The organism is Leifsonia aquatica (assembly GCF_014190775.1).
GTDB classification, from domain to species: Bacteria; Actinomycetota; Actinomycetes; order Actinomycetales; family Microbacteriaceae; genus Leifsonia; species Leifsonia aquatica.
On sequence record NZ_JACHVP010000002.1, the window covers coordinates 136085 to 153675 of the forward strand.

Here is a 17591-nt window from a genome sequence, read left to right on the forward strand (position 1 = left end):
CGCGATGCCCGGGCGGTGACTATGGTGAGGGACACGAGGGTCGGACTCAATGGGAGGTCATCATGACACCGCAGCCGACGGGAAGACTGGTCCGCAAGGACGACGGGGTCTATGTGGTGCTCGACCGCATCGTCCACGCGCCGATCGAGGAGGTCTGGGCCTTCTTCAGCAGGTCCGCGTACCTCAGCCGATGGATCGGCGAGTTCACCGGCACCCCCTCCACCGGGGCCGTGAAGTTCCGGATGAACGCGGAGGGCGACGGCGCCGAGTGGGAGAACGTGACCATCCGGCTGTGCGACGCCCCGCACCGCCTGCACGTCGACGTCGGCACCGCCCCGGCGCGCCGGATGTTCGTACACCTGACGGAGTCGAGCGGCCACACCACGATCACGTTCGGCGACCTCCTGCACACCGTCGCGGAGGGCGCGGATTACGGGGTGGGCTGGGACTACTACCTCGACCGGATGATCGCGGCGCACGACGGCAAGCCGCTGCCCGTCTGGGACGAGTACTACCCCGACTTCCTCGACCACTACAAGACGCTGTGCCGAGAACTCGACCACGATCTGAAGATCGAGCACGCCGAGGCCCTGCGCAACGGCACCACCGGCTGACCGGCTAGCCCACCGCAGGACGCGCCCCACAGCCCGCTCAGTGCCAGCGGTGATCCTGCACGGTCATCCGCGGCCCGCGACGTTCGAATCGGAATCCGCTCGCGAGGATCAGCCGCACCACGCGCTGCCGGTGCCCCGTCCACGGTTCCAGGAGTTCGAGCATCCCGTCGTCGTCCACGCGGCGCCCGATGAGGGCTTCGCCGACGTAGTGAGCCAGGTGGTAGTCGCCGACACTCACGAGGTCGGGATGCGCGTGCGACCGCTGCAGGGTCTCGGCGGCGGTCCACTGCCCGACGCCCGGCACCGTCCGCAGCGCGTCGGCCGCCGCGGCCAGCGTCTCCGCCCGCTCGGCCGCGCGCTCGAGCGAGGTGGCCACCACGAGCACCGCTTGGGCTGCACGCGCCCGCCGCGGGTCGACGCCCGCCCGATGCCAGTCCCAGGAGGGGATGCCACGCCACTGCTCGATCGTCGGCACCACGCGCATCCCCTCGGGCGCCGGTCCCGGTGCGGGCTCGCCGTACCAGCGGAGCAGTCGCGCCCACGAGCGGTAGGCCTCCAGGCTCGTCACCCGCTGCTCGATGATCGCCGGCAGGAGCGCCTCCAGGAGGCGTCCCGTGCGGGCGAGCCGCAGGCCCGGATTACGGTGCAGGCTTCCGCGGAGCAGTGGATGCCCGCTCACGTCGAGCCCGCTCCAGTCGTCGTCGCGGCCGAGCAGCGCCGGCACGGCGTCGATGGCCCACGCGGCACCCGGCCCCCATGCCGTCGCCCGGATCGAGCCGTCCCGCGCCGGCCGATGGATGCGCAGTGTCGCCGGGCCGTGGGGCGTGCGCCAGGTGCGCCAGACGCCCCCGAGGTCCCACTGGGTCGTCGGGTCGTAGGGCCCGCGCCCGAGGAGGCCGAGCGTGGCCGGCACGTCGATCGCGACGGCGGGCCGGTAGACGGTCTCCGCGTCGGGGAGGGCGTGCGACCCGGAGGCGGCGGGCAGCACGGCGGTCATGCGGCACATGCTACGTCAGCCTCCTGACAGCGGATGAGCGCCCCGGGCCCCTTCCCGCGTGTCGGTGGACTCCCCTACATTCGGCGCCATGGGAATCGAACTCGACGACGAACTCGTCGCGCAGCTGCGTGAATCCGTCCGCGGCACCGTCCTCCTCCGTGGCGACGATGGCCTCGCCGCCGAAGCCACGTGCTTCAACCCGACCATCCGTCACGACCCCGACATCCTCGTCGCCGCGCGCGACGAGGGCGACGTGGTGCAGGCCGTGCGCTTCGCCCGCGCGAACGGACTGCCGCTGCGCATCCAGGCGACCGGCCACGGGTCCGAGGCGCCGATCTCCGGCGGCCTGCTGCTGATCACCCGCGACCTCGACCTCCTCGACGTGGATGCCGCCTCCCGCCGCGCACGGATCGGCGCCGGCCTCCGCTGGGCGCCCGTCATCGCCGCGACGGCCGAGCACGGGCTCGCGCCGGTCACCGGCTCGTCGACCAGCGTCGGAGCGGTCGGGTACACGCTCGGTGGCGGTCTCGGCCCGCTCGCCCGCAGTCACGGCTTCACCGCCGACTGGGTGCGGGGGTTCCGTGTCGTGACCGCCGATGGCGAGCTCGTGACCGCCGACGACACCACCCATCCCGAACTCTTCTGGGCCCTGCGCGGCGGCAAAGGCGGACTCGGCGTCGTCACCGAGATGACGCTCGAGCTCGTCCCACTCTCCAGCCTGTACGGCGGCAGCGTCTTCTTCGAGGGCGACGCGATCGAGGACGCCTTCCGCGCCTGGACCGACTGGGCGGCCGGCCTCGCCGAGGAGGCGACCACGTCCGTGGCGTTCCTCCGCATCCCGGACGTGGAGGGTCCCCCGCCGCCCCTCCGCGGTCGCTCTCTGTTGAACGTGCGGTTCGCGTATCCCGGCGACGCCGAGGAGGGCGAGCGCCTCTTCGCGCCGATGCGCGCCGCGGCTCCGGTCTACCTCGACTTCGTCGCCGAGATGCCGGCGACGGCGGTGGCGACCATCCACAACGATCCCGAGGTGGGCGGCCCGAGCTGGATCCGTGGGCACATGCTCGACTCGTTCGATCGGGAGCTGGCGGAGGCGCTGCTGCCGCTGATCGGCCCGCGTGCGGAGTCGCCGTTCCTTGCGGTCGAGGTGCGCCAGCTCGGCGGCGCGACCCACCGCGACCCGGCGGGCGGCACGGCGGTCGGCGGCCGGGCGAGCACCCACACGTTCAGCTCGATCGCGGCCGACCCGACGACGTTCGCCGAGGCCGCGCCCGTTCACGCGGAGGCGATCGCCGCCGTGCTCGGCGATCGCGTCTCACCGGTGACGAACATCAACTGGGCGACCGATCTGGACGACCCTGCCGAGTTCGATCGCATGTGGCCGCCGACGATCGCCAGCCGTCTCGCCGAGACCCGGTCCCGGTGGGACCCGGAGCGCGTCTTCCCGTTCGGCCCCGCCTAGCGGCGAGCCCCGCTAGCGGCTGCGCCCGGCCGCGCCCGGCGTCACTCGTTCCAGACGCTGGGCGCGGCCGCGCGGGTCGACGGCAGCGCCGCGTCCGCACCCCACTCGAGCAGCCACTCGGGCACCGCGACATCGCTCGGCGCCGGGCCCACGGCCTCCAGCAGCTCGTCGATCGTCACGATGCCGCCACCGCGCTTGAGGAAGCGGCCGCGGATGAACGCCTGCGTGTAGATCTCGCCGTCCACCGTGAACCGCTGCTCCACGTAGACGGCCTTCTCGTCGAAGCCGAGGATGCGCGACTCGACCACGAACGGCTGCCAGAGTTCCAGCGACTTGCGGAACGAGATCGTCTCCGACGCCACCACCGGGTACCACCCGCGCTTCTTGAAGACGGCCCACACCCCGTTGCGGCTGAGCAGGTCGAAGCGGCCGATGTCGGCGATCGACAGGTACACCCCGTTGTTCATGTGCTTCAGGATGTCGAGGTCGGTCGGCATCACCCGGAACTTCGTGCGGGCCACATCCCAATGTCCGAGCCGCGGTCCGAAGCGGGAGAGCCAGAAGTGGAGCATCGTCCGGAAGATCATGTGCACCGAGCCAGAGTAGCCACCGGCCAACGATCTCGCGCAATCGTTGTGTCCGATCTCCAACTGCGATCGGCGCTCAGTATTCAGGTGTTGTGCGATTTCACCCGCGACACCGTTCCGCCACGCTCAACCACCGTGCGCGCCCGGGAAAGACGTGCACGCGGCCACTCCCGTAGCGTCGCAGCATGACCACCGCTCCGGCGCGCGCGGCCCGCACTCCGGCTCCGGCCCTCGCGCTGACGACGGCCGTCGCCGTGTTGTCCCTCCTGGCGACGGCCGCGATGTGGGCGGGTTTCCCGGTGGTGCCTCCGCTCGCGTGGGCAGCCGCGCTGGTCGCGGTGGCCGTGGGATGCGCGGCAGCGGCACGACGCGCACGCGGCACGCGGACCGGCGCAGCCTCCCACCTCGCCGTGGAACCGTTCGCCATGGCCCTCATGGTGGTGCTCGACCTCTTCCACACGCACGGGAGGGCGGAGTCGACGACGGCCGCGGCCCACGCGGGTCACGTCGACGGGCTCGCGCTCATCCTCCCGGTCGCCGTCGCGATGCTGGCCGCCCTCTGCCCGATGCTGGCCGTGCGTCACGCGCGCCGGGTCGGCTTCGCGCGCGGCGCCCTTCCCGTGGTCGCCGCGGTCGCGATGGCGATCATGGCCGCCGGGATGCTGCTCCCGCGCTGACGGACGAGGCCGGACGGCGTCGCCGGGACGCCCCGCCGACCCGTCACCACCTCAGTGCTCGCAGCTGCACTCCCCGCCCGCGCAGCAGCTCGTACCGCCGGCCGCGCCGTCCGGCAGATCGAGCGCCGGGTTGCGGTCGAGGAAGCCGTAGGGCTTGAAGTGGAAGCCCGAGTAGTCGACAGGCATGATCGGCCAGTCCTCGGGGCGCGGGATGTGCGTCGGCCCGAAGACGTGCCAGAGCACCAGGTCGGTCTCCTCGAGCGAGCGGTCTGCCGCCGTCCACGCGGGCAGCCCGGCGCCGCCGGCGTGCGCGTTCGGGTAGTCGCCGGCCGGGAACCGCTCGGCCGGGTCGAACGGCGTCGCCCAGAGGTGCTTGGTCGCGAAGGTCGCGCGCCCCCACACGGTCGACTCGGGCTGCGCGAGCAGCGTCGCGCTCGGCTGCGGCAGCAGGTGGTACGCGGTCGGGGCGCCGACGGCGTTGCGCCGGTCCGCGCTCCGCACCTCCCAGACCCGCGCCCGGGAGGGGTCGGCGAGCCGCTGCGCCTCCGACTCGCGCGCGAGCGGCGTGTTCGTCCACGTGAACGCGTTGCCGTGCGGGTTGTCGGGCCCCATCGGGATGCCGACCGCGTCGATCTCGGAGAGCGAGTTCCGGTCGCCGTCGATGGCGACGTCCAGGCGCGCGCAGAACAGGTGCTGGTGCACGGGCGCGAACAGGCCGGGGGCGATCTCGGGCGCGTGCGGGTCGGTCGATCCAGGCACGCCCGCGCCGGCGAACACGATGCCGGTGGCCTTGGCCTCCACCTGGATCGTGCCGTCGAGGTAGAGGTACCAGAAGAACCCGTAGTCGTAGTTTCCGATCGTCGAGAAGTACGAGATGACGAGCCGGCGAGAGCGGCGCACCTCGGTCTTGCCGTCGAGGTCGGTGTGCTTCCAGAGGATGCCGTAGTCCTCCTCGTGCATGCACACGACCTGCGGGATCGTCACCGGGTTGCCGTGGTCGTCGGCCACGACCCCGTCGAAGTAGTGGATGACGCCGAGGCAGTCGCAGCCGAGGGTCAACGTGTTCGCGTTCTTGCCGAGCAGGTACTCGCCCGCATCGAAGTAGCTGATCCAGAACCGGGTGGAGGTGGTGTCGCCGTAGGGCACGACCATCTCGGGCACCGAGCCGCGGTAAAGCACCGAGCGGTCCTCGTCGCCATCGCGAAAGGTCACCTGGTTCAGCACCAGCCCCTCGCGGGCGTTGAAGCCGACGCGCAGCTTCCAGTTCTCCCACTCCACGTGCTGGCCGTCGACGCGGAAGCTCGGCCCCTCGGGCTGGGTGATCTCGATGGGCTTGAGGGAGGTGCGGGCCGCGCCGATCGTGGCGGCGTCGTAGTTTCCGTCGAGCTCGGGCACCGGCACGTCGCCGTCGTCCTCCACGCGCAGGACCGCTCCGGTCGTGACGTCGATGTGCACGATCAGCCCCTCGACGGGATGCGACCACGGCGAGTCGGTCGGCGTGGAGCGCAGGAAGGTCAGCGACCGGATGACGCGGCGGCCGGTCTCCTCGGCGCGGTTGTGGAAGCCGGGTGCGAGCGGCGCACAGAAGGCCAGCTCGATCCGGTCTCCGAGCCCGCGCCGGACCATGGCCGCCTGCCATTCCGGCGACGCCTTCGCGATCTCCTCGGCGCGCGCGTACTCCTCGAAGAGGTACTGCGGCTGGCCGTAGGGCGCCTCGGCCGTGCCCAGCGGGCGGTGATCGACGAGCTCGCGGGTGGTGACCGACACGATGGCCTCGGCCGACGCGCCGGTCGCGGTGTCGAGCAGCACGAAGAGGATGCGCCGGTCGATGGCATCCCCGTCCCGGAACGCAGCCACCGCCTCCTTCGACGGCTCCACCGGCAGCACCGACGGGAACCGCGTGGTCTCCCCAACGAGCCCCGCCGCCACCAGGATGTCGCGGCCGTCGGCGATCTCCTGCGCGGTCAATGCGTCGAGGGGATGGCGGACCTCGGTGGGCGCCGTGACGGTGGAGGTGTGCTGGTGGGACATCGGTGTTCCTTACGTCGAGCTCGTCCGTTCAGTATCCGGGTTCGGCGCCGCGGCCAGGAAGGCGGGGCCGGGCGAACGTTCCGATTCAGACAACCGCTCTGCGTCGCAGGCCAACCCCTCGGAGCCGTCAACCGATTCAATCGTCAGCAATCGCGCATTCCCGAGCTCTTCCTTCTTTGCGCACCGATCGAGGAGAATCCGTTGACCTCCACTCAATCCGCCGACACCGCCGTCGGCACGCGAACCGCCGCCCACCGCCGGCTGGGCGTCCCCGCCGTCACCTTCATGATCGTCGCGGCATCTGCGCCGCTGACCGTCCTCGCGGGAGGCGTCACCACGACGTTCGCCGTCACCGGCGTGCTCGGCGTGCCCCTGTCCTTCCTCATCCTGGGCGTCACGCTCACGATCTTCGCCGTGGGGTACGCGGCGATGAGCCGGTTCGTGACCAACGCGGGCGCGTTCTATTCGTACGTCGCCCAGGGCCTCGGCCGGCCCGGCGGCGTCGGTGTCTCGATCGTCGCCCTCATCTCGTACAACGCGATGCAGATCGGCGTGTACGGGATGTTCGGCTTCCAGGTCTCCTCCCTCCTGTCGAGCAAGTTCGGCTGGGATGTGCCGTGGTGGATCCCCGTCCTCGTGTGCATCGCCCTGATCGCGGTGCTCGGCGTCAACCGCGTCGACCTCTCGGCCAAGGTGCTCGGCGTGCTCGTCGCGCTCGAGTTCGTGGTCGTGATCGTCTACGACATCGTCTCGTTCATCGTCGCGCCGGAGGGCGTCAGCCCCGAGGCGCTCAGCCCGTCCTCGCTCTTCGTCCCCGGTATCGGCGCCGTGTTCGCGTTCGGCATCGCCGCGTTCATGGGCTTCGAGTCGGCGGCGATCTACGGCGAGGAGTCGAAGGACCCCAAGCGCACGGTCGCCCGCGCGACGTACACGGCCGTCGCCGTCATCGCGATCTTCTACGCGCTCTCCTCGTGGGCGATGACCGTCGGCACCGGCCCGAGCGCCGTCATCAAGGCCTCCACGGAACAGGGCCCCGACCTCATCTTCAACTTCCTGTCCTCGCACGTCGGCGTGATCGTCAGCGACATCGCGCAGCTGCTCTTCATCACGAGCCTATTCGCCTCCCTCGTCAGCTTCCACAACGCCGTCGCCCGGTACTTCTTCTCGCTGGGACGCGAGGGCGTGCTGCCGAACTGGCTAGCCCGCATCCGTGCGCACAGCGGCGCGCCCTGGGCCGGCTCGCTCACCCAGACCGTTCTCGCCGCCGTCGTCATCGTCGCGTTCGCCATCGCGGGCACGGGATGGACGCCGCCGGAGGGAGCGCCGGCCGCACTGTTCCCGGTGCTCACCCTCTTCTCGTGGCTGACCAACAGCGGTGCGCTCGGGCTGGTGCTCCTGATGGCGATCGTGTCGTTCTCGGTGATCGGATTCTTCCGCCGCGACGGACGCGGGCTCGGCCCCTGGCAGCGCATCATCGCACCGGTGGTGTCGGGCGTCGCCCTGACCGTCGTCTTCGTGCTGATCCTGGTCTACTTCAACACGTTGCTCACGAGCGACCCCACGGCGCCGCCGAGCGCGACGACCTTCATCCTCCCGGCGATCGTGATCGTCCCGGGCATCATCGGGGTGTTCTGGGGGATGGCACTGAAGCACCGCAACCCGAAGGTGTACGCGCAGATCGGACACGGGACCGAGGAGACCGGAGCCCCCGAGCTCGGCGCCGAGGACGACTGACCCGGCTGACCGGCACGACGCGACACGGCAACGGGGCGCTCTCCACGGAGGGCGCCCCGTTCCGCGTGTGCCGGTCGCCGCTCAGGCGCGCGCTGCGGCCCGCACGTCCGACGGCGACTCGGAGTACGCCGCCTTGAACACCCGGCTGAAGTGCGCCGCATCCACGAACCCCCACCGCGACGCGATGGACGCGACCGACTGGTCGGCGTGCAGCGGGTCGACGAGGTCGCGGCGGCAGCGCTCGAGGCGGCGGGTGCGGATCCACGCCGAGACCGTCGTGCTCTGCTCCTGGAACAGGCCCTGCAGGTGCCGGGTGGAGATGAAATGCGCCGCCGCGATCTGGGTCGGCCCCAGATCGGTGGAGGCGAGATTCGCGTCGATGTACATCCGGATGCGCTGCATCAGTGCGCGGTGCGGGTCGATCGTCTCCGTGCGGGCGTCGAGCTCGTCGGCGAAGAGCGTGGTCACCAGGTCGAGCGCGCTGTGCGCGAGCCGGGTGCCGGTCGGCCCGGAGAGCTGGTCGAGGTTGCCGACCAGCTGGGCGAGGAACGGCACGATGATGCCGCCGACGCCCGAGCGTCCGTCGAAGCGCACCGCCGTCAGCTGCGCCACGAGCTCGCGTGGGAGGTCGATGAGGTGCTTCGGGAACATCACGACCATGGTTCGGAAGTCGTCGTCGAAGACGAGCGAGTACGGCCGGTGCGTGTCGTAGACGGCGAGGTCGCCGGGGCGCAGGAACGCCTCCCGGTTGTCCTGGATGAGCAGCCCGGTGCCCGAGAGCATCATGCTGAGCTTGTAGTAGTCGCGGTCGGAGCGCGCGATGAGCTCGGGGGTCCGTTCGACGACGTGCTGGGAGGCGCTCACCTCCGAGACGTGCACGGTGTCGGCGGTGGCCATCCGGATGCGGCCCCAGAACGGATCGGGCCGGTCGCTGGTGACGTGCAACGGCACGAACGATTCGGAGACCGCGGTGCGGAACGCGCTGAAGTCGCGCATGGCGCTGGACGCCACCCGACTCTCGGCGCGCGACAGCGCCTGGTGCGACGGTTGCGCCGGCTGATGCGACGACTGGGGAGCCTGCTGCTGGGCGATGAGCACGATCGACCTCACTGCGGACCGGGGACGACTTTGTATACGATCCGTGATGCGGATCGTATCACCCTGCCCTGCGGGACTGCCAGAGAACGAGTCTGTCCACCTCTCCGGCACCCGCCCCGGACAGCTCTGCACCGCCCGTCATCGGCCGTGCGTGCACGGTCAAGCGTCTCCGGCCCTCCCGGTCGGAGACTGGGGCGAGGACCGTTCCACTGGAGGAGACCCGATGTCGGATTACACCGAACTGCTCGCCCGCGTCAGCGCGCCGGAAGGATCGGGTCGCCCGATCCACGATCCCGCCACCGGGGCCGAGATCGGCCGCGCGCCCGAGGCGAGCGTCGACGACCTGGACGCCGCGATCGCGCGCGCCCGTGCCGCACAGCCCGCGTGGGAGGCGCTCGGCCACGAGGCCCGCACGGAGATCCTCCTGCGCGCCGCGGACACCATCGACGCGAACGCGGAGGCTCTCGCTGAGCTGCTCTCCCGCGAGCAGGGCAAGCCGCTGAACGGCCCGAACGCGCGCTTCGAGATCGGCGCCTGCTCCGCCTGGCTGCGGACCTCCGCGACCGTCGCCCTCGAGCCTGAGGTCATCGTCGACGACGGCGAGGTGCACGCCGAGCTCCACTATCGCGCCATCGGCGTCGTCGGCGCGATCGGCCCGTGGAACTGGCCGCTCATGATCGGCATCTGGCAGCTTGCCCCCGCACTGCGCATGGGCAACACCGTGGTGCTCAAGCCGTCGGAGTTCACCCCGCTCAGCGTCCTGGCTCTCGTGAGCGTGCTCAACGAGGTGCTGCCCGCAGACGTGCTGACCGCCGTCTCGGGCGATCGGGAGGTCGGCGCGCGTCTGGCGAGCCACCCCGACGTCGACAAGATCATGTTCACCGGCTCCACCGCGACCGGCCGGCGCATCATCGAGAGCTCGGCCGGCAACCTGGCCCGCCTCACCCTCGAGCTCGGCGGCAACGACGCCGGCATCGTGCTGCCGAGCGCCGACCCGCAGGCCATCGCGCAGGACCTGTTCTGGGGAGCGTTCATCAACACCGGCCAGACCTGCGCCGCGCTCAAGCGCCTGTACGTGCACGACTCGATCTACGACGCCACGGTGGAGGCGCTGGCCGAGGTGGCTCGCACCACGCCGATGGGCAACGGGCTCGACGAGCAGAACGTGCTCGGCCCCCTCCAGAACAAGCAGCAGTTCGACATCGTGAACCGTCTCGTCGAGGACGCGAAGGCGAACGGCGGCCGCATCGTCACGGGAGGATCCCCCGCCACCGAGCTCGGCGAGCTGTTCTACCCGATCACCCTGGTCGCCGACGTCGCTGACGGCGTCGCCCTGGTCGACGAGGAGCAGTTCGGCCCCGCGCTCCCGATCATCCGGTACTCCGACGTGGAGGACGCCGTAACCAGCGCCAACCGGCTGGACGTCGGACTCGGCGGTTCCGTGTGGGGCGACCGCGACGAGGCACGAGCGGTCGCCGCCCGCGTGCAGGCCGGCACCGTGTGGATCAACTCGCACGGCGGCGTCCACCCGATGATCCCGTTCGGCGGCGTGAAGGGGTCCGGCTACGGCCTCGAGTTCGGCGTCGAGGGCCTGAAGGCGGTCGCCGTGCCGCAGATCATCAACGGCTGAGCGGCACTTCCACGATGCTGACGCCCGCGGGCGGAGCGGAGAGCGCCTGATCGAGCTCGCCCTTCGTCCGCGCGGCGCGGTAGTCCCATCCGTACGCGCGGGCCAGCGACGGCACGTCGACCTCGTGCGGCGTGTACAGCACCCGGTCGAACGCCGCGGTGCCGGCGGTCGCGGCCACCTCGAGACCGTCGAAGATCGTTCCGCCGCCGTCGTTGCCGAGCACCAGCTGCAGGTGCGGCCGGTCCTCTCCAGGCGCGCCGAGCAGCGCTCCCACGTCGTGCAGGAGCGCGAGGTCGCCGAGCAGCACACGCGTCACGCCGGACGGGGTCCCCGCCTCGGCCGCGGCGGCCTGACTGGCGATCGCGATCCCCGTCGCCGTGGCGATCGTGCCGTCGATGCCGGCGAGGCCGCGGTTGGAGTGCACCTGGATCTTCTTGCCCGGGACGATGCGGTCGGCGTCGCGGATCAGACGGGAGGCCGCGAGCACCAGGCGGTCGTGCGGCCAGGTGTAGCGCCAGAGCGCCTCCGCCAGCAGTGGGCGCGTGATCGGAGCGCGCACCGCGGCGAGCTCGGCCTTCGCGAACGCGAGAGCGTCGGCCGGCTCGTACGAGCGGGCCTTATCGACGTCGGGCGCCACCGCCGCGGGATCGGCCGCGCGCTCGGCGGCATCGATGAGCCGGCGGCTGGCGAAGACCCAGCTGCCCACCCAGCCGCGCACCTCGGGCGAGCGGAGGTCGACCGTCGCGGGCGGCCGCGCGCCTCCGACGATCCGTGCGCGGTGGCCCGGGTCGTACGCCTGGGCCCCGGTAGGAGCGACGACGATCACCTCGACGTCGGAGCGCGTCAGCAGCGCGGGGACCTCCCGGCTGAGCGTGGGATGTCCGAAGACGATCGCGCGCTCGACGCGCGCGCCGAACGCCTCTTCGCGCAGGAGTTCGCGGTAGGCGACGACCAGGTTCGGCCCGAACCGAGCTCCGCTGGAGACCTCGGCGAGCAGCGGGTACCCGGCTTCGCGCGCGAGTTCCTCTGCTTCGGGCCCGGCGTCGGCGCCGGCGACCACGACGGTGCGCGGCCCTTCCGTCAGCTCGATCGTCTTCCTGCCGAGTGATTCGGGGCCCGCCGTGGCGGGGAGCGCTCCGTCGATCGGCTCCTGGAGCGCGGGGGCGGCGACGGACAACGGCTCGCGGAAGGCCACGTTGAGGTGGACCGGACCGGGGTCGGCCGTGTCGGCGCCGACGGCGGCGCGTACCGCGGCGAGCGCGAGGCCTTTCGCCGCGTTGGCCTCGGCGATCCGCTCCGCGTCATCCGTGGCTCGGGGCGCATCGACGTCTCGCGACAAGCGCACGGCGACACCGTAGAGGCCGTCCTGCTGGGTGGTCTGGTTGGAGCGGATGCCGCGCAGCTCGGCCGGGCGGTCCGCCGTCAGCACGATGAGGGGGATGCCCGCCTCGTGCGCCTCGAGCACGGCGGGGTGGAGGTTGGCCGTCGCCGTACCGCTCGTCGTGATCACGACGGCGGGCGCGCCGGTCTCACGGGCGAGGCCGAGCGCGAGGAAGCCGCCGACCCGCTCGTCGATCCGCACGTGCAGTCGCGCGTGACCGCTGTGCTCGAGCGAGGCCGCGACGAGGGCGAGCGCTTGGGAGCGCGATCCGGGGCTGACGACGAGGTCGCGGACACCGTTGCGCACGAATGCTCTCAGCAGCGCCGTCGAGTAGTCGGTGGCGGGATTACCGGTCGCCGTCTCGGCGTCGGGCACGGGCGTGCCTGACTCGCGGACTCCCTGGTCGGAGTCCGCGGTGAGAGGGTCAGCCATCCCGGCGGCCGGTTTGGTCGGAGTCGGGTCCGTTGTCGTCGAGGTCCGCGAGGTCCTTCTCGAGCTGGCGGATGCGCTCTTCCTGGTCACGGTCGAGCTTCAGCTTGCCGAGGAACTCGGGGTCGTCGTCCGGAGCGATCAGGCGACGGTCGCCGGCTCGCCGTCGGCCGCGGCCGATGAGGAACCAGAGGATCCCGCCGATGACCGGGAACAGGATGATGATGAGCAGCCACACGGGCTTGGGAAGGCCGCGCACCCTCAGTCGATCGAAGAGCGCGCAGTCCACCACCGAATAGATGTAGAAGACCGCGGCTGCGACGCCGAGGACTATCCAGAGGCGAACCATGCGTCAATCGTAACTCTCAGAGTCCGTCTCTAAGCTGGGAGGGTGAAGCGGATTCCCTCCTGGTTGATCTATACCGTCCTGCGCCTCCTGGTGTTCGCGATTCCGCTCGCCATCCTGCTGGTTCTGGGCATCGTCTGGTGGGCGTCGGTGATCGCGGCCGCCCTGATCGGGCTGTGCCTCTCGTACATCTTCCTGAGCAAGCCGCGCAACGCCGTCTCGTCAGACCTGTACGAGGTCCGTCACCGCGAGAAGCCCGTCCCGTCGGAGGACGACGAGGTCGAGGATGCTGTCGTCGACTCCGCCGAAGCGGCCCGCACAGATGCGCCTGTCGACGCTCCCGCTGAGGCTGCTGTCGACGCTCCCGTGGATCACCACGACGCGGGTACGAAGCCTCCGACCGCCTGATCCGCCAGGCGAAGCGCGCCGGTCAGAACGCGAACGCGACTCCGAGCGCGATCCCGACCAGCAGGCCCGTGATACTCGTCAGCTGCAGCGCCGTGATGAGCTCCCGTGACGTCTTCGCGAACAGGGTGATGGCGCACGCCGGCAGTGCGGCGAGCAGCGCGAACATCCCGAACCAGGCGATCGGGTAGAACAACGCGAGCAGGGCCACGATCAGGAACGGCACCAGCAGCAGGACGCAGAACACGATCCGGGACGCGACGTTGCCGATCAGGACGGCGAGGGTGCGCTTGCGCGCGGCCTTGTCCGGTTCGATGTCGCGGATGTTGTTGACCATCAGCACGGCGCACGCGATCAGTCCAGCGACGACCGCTCCGTACCAGGCCTCCTGGTTGACCGTTCCCGCGAGCATGAAGGTCGTGCCGGCGGTGGCCACGAGTCCGAAGAACACGAAGACGAAGAGCTCGCCGAGGCCGAAGTAGCCGTACGGACGCTTGCCTCCGGTGTAGAACCAGGCCGCGGCGATCGCTGCGGCGCCGATGAGCAGGATCCACCAGTGCTGCGTGAGGATGACGAGCACGAGCCCGGCGAGCGCGGCCAGCCCGAAGAACACGAGGGAGACGGTCAGCACCTTCTTGGGTGCGGCCTTCCCCGATCCGGTCAGGCGTCCGGGGCCGACCCGGTACTCGTCCGTGCCGCGGATGCCGTCGGAGTAGTCGTTGGCGTAGTTCACGCCGATCTGGAGCAGCACGGCGACGGCGAGGCAGAGCAGTGAGCGCACGGGGTGCCAGACGCCCGGCCCCTCGGCGACCTTCGCCGCTCCCACACCGATGAGCACCGGGGCGATGGCGAGGGGCAGGGTGCGGAGGCGAGCCCCGGCGATCCAGTCGGCCGCGGTCGCGGGACGCGCAGCGGTCGCCCGTGCGGCGCCGGGGCGTCCGCTCTTCCCTCCGCGCGGTCCGCGCGCCGGGGGCGGCGCCATCCTCTGCATGCGGGGCTTGTTCTCACTCATCACAGTGCGAATCTTAACAACATCGCCTATGCCCCGCTCTCGCGCGAGCCGGCCGCGATCCGGGCTGCCGCGACCCGGTCGGGCTTCCCGCTGCTCAGCAGGGGCAGCTCGGCCACCGCGACGATCCGGGAGGGCGCTCCTGCTCGGCCCACGCGCTCCGCGACGAGACCCCGCACGTCGCCCAGAAGGCTCTCGTCGTCCCGTTGCTCTCTCCCACCCGGCGCGACGACCACGGGCACCTGCCCCCACTCCTCGTCGTCGCTGGCGACGACCACCGCACCCTCCAAACCCGGGATGCTGCGCACCGCCTCTTCGACGGCGTCGAGGAGCACCTTCTCGCCGCCCGAGATGATCACGTTGTCCGCCCGGCCGAGCACGGTGACGCGCCCGTCGTCGACTCGACCCAGGTCGCCCGTCCGGTACCAGCGGTGACCGTCCGCTTCGTGGAAAGCGGCACGCGTCCGCCCCTCGTCCCCGAGGTATCCCTCGGCGAGCGTCGGGCCGGCGATCTCCAGGAGGCCGTCCACCGCGCGCACCACGGTCGTCCCGATCGGGACGCCGTCGTACACGCATCCCCCTGCGGTCTCGCTCGACCCGTACGTGCTCAGGATGCGTGCGCCCACTTCCTCGGCCCGCTCGCGCAGAGCGGGGGTGAGCGCTTGCCCGCCGACGAGGATCCCGTCGAACCGCCGCAGCGCTCTCGCGACGTCTCGGGCTCCCCGCTCGGCCGCCTCCACCAGCCGGGCCAGCTGAACCGGCACCAGGGAGGTGTACCGCAGATCGTGGCTCAGTCCTTCGGCGAGCGCCGCGAACCGTCCGGCGTCGAAGTGACCGCTCCCGTAGTACAGCGGCTCCGTCTCCGCTGCGAGGGACCGCACGAGTACCTGCGCGCCGGCCACGTAGTGGGCGGGGAGGGCGAGGACCCACTGCCCTTGTCCCCCCATCGCTCCCGCGGACGCCGCCGCACTGGCGAGCAGGGCATCGGCCGAGAGCGCGACGCGCTTCGGCACCCCCGTCGACCCGGAGGTCTCGATCACGAGCGCGATGTTCTGCGCGACCGTCTCACCAGCGGCGCGCTCATCCGAACGGTCAGCCGCCTCCTTCGGGACGACCGCCGGCCCGGCTCCGGCGAGCGCGTCGCGCAACGCCTCGAAGACCGTCTCCGGCTGCCCGGCATCGACAGCCCGCACCTCCCGTGTCATGTCGCTCCGCTCAGTACTGCCAGGGGAACGGCGACCAGTCGGGTTCGCGCTTCTGCAGGAAGGAGTCGCGCCCCTCGACCGCCTCGTCGGTGCCGTACGCCAGTCGCGTCGCCTCCCCGGCGAAGACCTGCTGCCCGACCAGGCCGTCGTCCACGGCGTTGAACGCGAACTTCAGCATCCGGATCGCCGTCGGCGACTTCGTCAGGATCTCCCTGGCCCACTCCAGAGCCGTCGACTCGAGCTCCGCGTGCGGGACGACGGCGTTCACGGCCCCCATCTCGTAGGCGCGCTGCGCCGAGTACTCCCGAGCCAGGAAGAAGACCTCCCGGCCCACCTTCTGCCCGACCTGCCGCGCGAAGTAGGCGCTCCCGTAGCCGGCGTCGAACGAGCCGACGTCCGCGTCCGTCTGCTTGAAACGTCCGTGCTCGGCGCTCGCGATCGACAGGTCGCACACGACATGCAGCGAGTGGCCTCCACCCGCCGCCCAGCCGGGCACGACCGCGATCACGACCTTCGGCATGAACCGGATCAGGCGCTGCACCTCGAGGATGTGCAGGCGGCCGCTGCGCGCCGCGTCGATCCCGGCAGCGGTCTCACCCTCCGCATACTTGTAGCCGTCACGACCACGGATGCGCTGGTCGCCGCCCGAGCAGAACGCCCATCCCCCGTCCTTCGGACTCGGCCCGTTGCCCGTCAGCAGCACCACACCGATGCGCGAGTTGGTGCGTGCGTCTTCGAGTGCCGCGTAGAGCTCGTCGACGGTGTGCGGCCTGAAGGCGTTGCGCACCTCGGGGCGGTTGAACGCGACGCGCGCGATCCGTCCCGAGTCGTCGTGGTGATAGGTGATGTCGGTGAGCCCACCGAAGCCGGGTGCCTCCACCCACTGCGTCGGATCGAAGATCTCTGAGATTGCCGCTGCCATGCATCAAGACTATGGTCGGCGGCTCCGTGCGGGGTCGGCCGTGCCAAACTTGTGGAATGGTGCCCCAGCTGCGCGACATGTTGATGACTGCGCGCGTGGTGAGCGTGCCGATGACCTCCCGCTTCCGCGGCATCACCGTCCGGGAGGCGGTCCTGTTCGAGGGCCCGGAGGGCTGGACCGAGTTCTCACCCTTCGTGGAGTACGCGGACCACGAGGCGGCCGCCTGGTTGCACGCGGCCATCGACTTCGGCTGGCATCCGACGCCTGCGCTCCGGCGCGACCGGATCCCCGTGAACGCCACCGTCCCAGCCGTCCCCGCCTCCGAGGTCGACTCCGTGCTCGATCGGTACCCTGGCGCACGGACCGCGAAGGTGAAGGTCGCCGAGCCCGGCCAGTCCCTCGCAGACGACGTCGAACGCGTCCGCGCCGTGCGGGAGCGGCTCGGTCCGGAAGGCCGGATCCGGGTGGACGCGAACACGCTCTGGAACGTGGATGAGGCGGAGCACGCCATCCACGCCCTCGCCCCCTTCGATCTCGAGTACGTCGAGCAGCCGTGCGCGACCGTCGACGAGCTCGCCGAGATCCGCCGCCGTACCGCCTACATGGACATCCCCATCGCAGCCGACGAGAGCGTGCGCAAGGCCGAGGATCCGCTCGCGGTCGCCCGTGCCGGCGCTGCGGATCTGCTGATCGTCAAGGCGCAGCCGCTGGGCGGCATCCACTCCGCGTTGCGCATCGTCGCCGAGGCAGGGCTGCCCGTCGTCGTCTCGAGCGCCATCGACACCTCGGTGGGAATCGCCATGGGCGCCCATCTCGCCGCTGCGGTTCCCGAGCTCGAGTTCGACTGCGGGCTGGGCACTGTCGCGATGTTCGTGCAGGATGTGGCGGTCGAGCCGCTCCTCCCGGTCGACGGGTTCATCCCGGTCGTCCGGCCGGCGGTCGACGCGTCGAAGCTGGCCGCGCTGGAGGCGCCTGCCGACCGGCGCGAGTGGTGGCTCGACCGGGTCCGCCGCTGCTACCGCATCGTGGAGCACGCCACGGCCCTGTGACCCGCTCGGCGGGCACGC

At 71.1% G+C, this 17591-nt stretch carries 16 protein-coding genes; 7 read left to right on the top strand and 9 right to left on the bottom strand.

All coding sequences use genetic code 11. The features are described 5' to 3' along the window. Positions 1 to 62 precede the first annotated feature (62 nt). The gene (locus FHX33_RS10470) at positions 63 to 614 is read left to right on the top strand and encodes an SRPBCC domain-containing protein (protein WP_021763888.1); all 552 of its coding nucleotides are present in this window, start codon (positions 63 to 65) and stop codon (positions 612 to 614) included. A 37-nt stretch (positions 615 to 651) separates the two neighbouring features. Here FHX33_RS10470 and FHX33_RS10475 read toward each other — a convergent pair whose 3' ends face one another. Beyond that, on the bottom strand, positions 652 to 1611 hold the full coding sequence (locus FHX33_RS10475) for a DNA-3-methyladenine glycosylase family protein (RefSeq protein WP_183428482.1): 960 nt from the start codon (positions 1609 to 1611) through the stop codon (positions 652 to 654). Between the two features lie 88 nt (positions 1612 to 1699). On the opposite strand from FHX33_RS10475, the gene FHX33_RS10480 reads away from it, so the two are divergent. After that, on the top strand, positions 1700 to 3070 hold the full coding sequence (locus tag FHX33_RS10480) for an FAD-binding oxidoreductase (protein ID WP_183428483.1): 1371 nt from the start codon (positions 1700 to 1702) through the stop codon (positions 3068 to 3070). 41 nt (positions 3071 to 3111) lie between these two features. Here FHX33_RS10480 and FHX33_RS10485 read toward each other — a convergent pair whose 3' ends face one another. Next, the gene (locus FHX33_RS10485; RefSeq protein ID WP_021764723.1) at positions 3112 to 3657 is read right to left on the bottom strand and encodes an acyl-CoA thioesterase; all 546 of its coding nucleotides are present in this window, start codon (positions 3655 to 3657) and stop codon (positions 3112 to 3114) included. Between the two features lie 185 nt (positions 3658 to 3842). On the opposite strand from FHX33_RS10485, the gene FHX33_RS10490 reads away from it, so the two are divergent. Then, positions 3843 to 4334, top strand: a complete 492-nt coding sequence (locus FHX33_RS10490) for a hypothetical protein (protein WP_183428484.1) — start codon at positions 3843 to 3845, stop codon at positions 4332 to 4334. A 51-nt stretch (positions 4335 to 4385) separates the two neighbouring features. Here the strand turns inward: FHX33_RS10490 and FHX33_RS10495 are convergent, their stop codons facing one another. Beyond that, positions 4386 to 6365 (bottom strand): primary-amine oxidase, encoded by a 1980-nt coding sequence (locus FHX33_RS10495; RefSeq protein WP_183428485.1) that lies wholly within the window; start codon positions 6363 to 6365, stop codon positions 4386 to 4388. A gap of 285 nt (positions 6366 to 6650) precedes the next feature. On the opposite strand from FHX33_RS10495, the gene FHX33_RS10500 reads away from it, so the two are divergent. Then, positions 6651 to 8099: an APC family permease gene (locus FHX33_RS10500; RefSeq protein ID WP_221209582.1), complete on the top strand. Its 1449-nt coding sequence runs from the start codon at positions 6651 to 6653 to the stop codon at positions 8097 to 8099. Positions 8100 to 8180: 81 nt separating this feature from the next. On the opposite strand, the gene FHX33_RS10505 is transcribed toward FHX33_RS10500, so the two are convergent. Continuing rightward, on the bottom strand, positions 8181 to 9095 hold the full coding sequence (locus FHX33_RS10505; protein ID WP_051337083.1) for an AraC-like ligand-binding domain-containing protein: 915 nt from the start codon (positions 9093 to 9095) through the stop codon (positions 8181 to 8183). 325 nt (positions 9096 to 9420) lie between these two features. Between FHX33_RS10505 and FHX33_RS10510 the strand changes: the two genes are divergently transcribed. Then, a complete protein-coding gene (locus FHX33_RS10510; protein ID WP_183428486.1) occupies positions 9421 to 10827 on the top strand; it encodes an aldehyde dehydrogenase family protein in 1407 nt (468 codons plus the stop codon). On the opposite strand, the gene menD is transcribed toward FHX33_RS10510, so the two are convergent. Beyond that, entirely contained in the window at positions 10817 to 12640 is a 1824-nt protein-coding gene (gene menD / locus FHX33_RS10515; protein WP_183428487.1) for a 2-succinyl-5-enolpyruvyl-6-hydroxy-3-cyclohexene-1-carboxylic-acid synthase, read from the bottom strand. The genes FHX33_RS10510 and menD overlap by 11 nt on opposite strands. Beyond that, on the bottom strand, positions 12633 to 12986 hold the full coding sequence (locus tag FHX33_RS10520; protein WP_021764959.1) for a PLD nuclease N-terminal domain-containing protein: 354 nt from the start codon (positions 12984 to 12986) through the stop codon (positions 12633 to 12635). The genes menD and FHX33_RS10520 overlap by 8 nt, the downstream gene beginning before the upstream one ends. Positions 12987 to 13028: 42 nt before the next feature. On the opposite strand from FHX33_RS10520, the gene FHX33_RS10525 reads away from it, so the two are divergent. After that, on the top strand, positions 13029 to 13391 hold the full coding sequence (locus FHX33_RS10525; RefSeq protein WP_051337054.1) for a DUF4229 domain-containing protein: 363 nt from the start codon (positions 13029 to 13031) through the stop codon (positions 13389 to 13391). Positions 13392 to 13413: 22 nt separating this feature from the next. Here FHX33_RS10525 and FHX33_RS10530 read toward each other — a convergent pair whose 3' ends face one another. Genes FHX33_RS10530 through FHX33_RS10540 form a run of 3 tightly spaced genes read right to left on the bottom strand, consistent with a single transcriptional unit; the run spans position 13414 to position 16524 of the window. Then, the gene (locus tag FHX33_RS10530; RefSeq protein WP_179700543.1) at positions 13414 to 14400 is read right to left on the bottom strand and encodes a 1,4-dihydroxy-2-naphthoate polyprenyltransferase; all 987 of its coding nucleotides are present in this window, start codon (positions 14398 to 14400) and stop codon (positions 13414 to 13416) included. Positions 14401 to 14426: 26 nt separating this feature from the next. Further along, entirely contained in the window at positions 14427 to 15602 is a 1176-nt protein-coding gene (locus FHX33_RS10535) for an AMP-binding protein (RefSeq protein WP_021765014.1), read from the bottom strand. A gap of 10 nt (positions 15603 to 15612) precedes the next feature. After that, positions 15613 to 16524, bottom strand: a complete 912-nt coding sequence (locus FHX33_RS10540) for a 1,4-dihydroxy-2-naphthoyl-CoA synthase (protein WP_021765013.1) — start codon at positions 16522 to 16524, stop codon at positions 15613 to 15615. Positions 16525 to 16580: 56 nt separating this feature from the next. On the opposite strand from FHX33_RS10540, the gene FHX33_RS10545 reads away from it, so the two are divergent. Continuing rightward, positions 16581 to 17573: an o-succinylbenzoate synthase gene (locus tag FHX33_RS10545; protein ID WP_021765012.1), complete on the top strand. Its 993-nt coding sequence runs from the start codon at positions 16581 to 16583 to the stop codon at positions 17571 to 17573. Positions 17574 to 17591: the final 18 nt, after the last annotated feature.

Coding starts and splice junctions, on each gene's coding strand:
- FHX33_RS10470 (WP_021763888.1), top strand. CDS start 63: ATGACACCGCAGCCGACGGGAAGACTGGTCCGCAAGGACGACGGGGTC.
- FHX33_RS10475 (WP_183428482.1), bottom strand. CDS start 1,611: ATGACCGCCGTGCTGCCCGCCGCCTCCGGGTCGCACGCCCTCCCCGAC.
- FHX33_RS10480 (WP_183428483.1), top strand. CDS start 1,700: ATGGGAATCGAACTCGACGACGAACTCGTCGCGCAGCTGCGTGAATCC.
- FHX33_RS10485 (WP_021764723.1), bottom strand. CDS start 3,657: ATGATCTTCCGGACGATGCTCCACTTCTGGCTCTCCCGCTTCGGACCG.
- FHX33_RS10490 (WP_183428484.1), top strand. CDS start 3,843: ATGACCACCGCTCCGGCGCGCGCGGCCCGCACTCCGGCTCCGGCCCTC.
- FHX33_RS10495 (WP_183428485.1), bottom strand. CDS start 6,365: ATGTCCCACCAGCACACCTCCACCGTCACGGCGCCCACCGAGGTCCGC.
- FHX33_RS10500 (WP_221209582.1), top strand. CDS start 6,651: ATGATCGTCGCGGCATCTGCGCCGCTGACCGTCCTCGCGGGAGGCGTC.
- FHX33_RS10505 (WP_051337083.1), bottom strand. CDS start 9,095: ATGCGCGACTTCAGCGCGTTCCGCACCGCGGTCTCCGAATCGTTCGTG.
- FHX33_RS10510 (WP_183428486.1), top strand. CDS start 9,421: ATGTCGGATTACACCGAACTGCTCGCCCGCGTCAGCGCGCCGGAAGGA.
- menD (WP_183428487.1), bottom strand. CDS start 12,640: ATGGCTGACCCTCTCACCGCGGACTCCGACCAGGGAGTCCGCGAGTCA.
- FHX33_RS10520 (WP_021764959.1), bottom strand. CDS start 12,986: ATGGTTCGCCTCTGGATAGTCCTCGGCGTCGCAGCCGCGGTCTTCTAC.
- FHX33_RS10530 (WP_179700543.1), bottom strand. CDS start 14,400: ATGAGTGAGAACAAGCCCCGCATGCAGAGGATGGCGCCGCCCCCGGCG.
- FHX33_RS10535 (WP_021765014.1), bottom strand. CDS start 15,602: ATGACACGGGAGGTGCGGGCTGTCGATGCCGGGCAGCCGGAGACGGTC.
- FHX33_RS10540 (WP_021765013.1), bottom strand. CDS start 16,524: ATGGCAGCGGCAATCTCAGAGATCTTCGATCCGACGCAGTGGGTGGAG.
- FHX33_RS10545 (WP_021765012.1), top strand. CDS start 16,581: ATGGTGCCCCAGCTGCGCGACATGTTGATGACTGCGCGCGTGGTGAGC.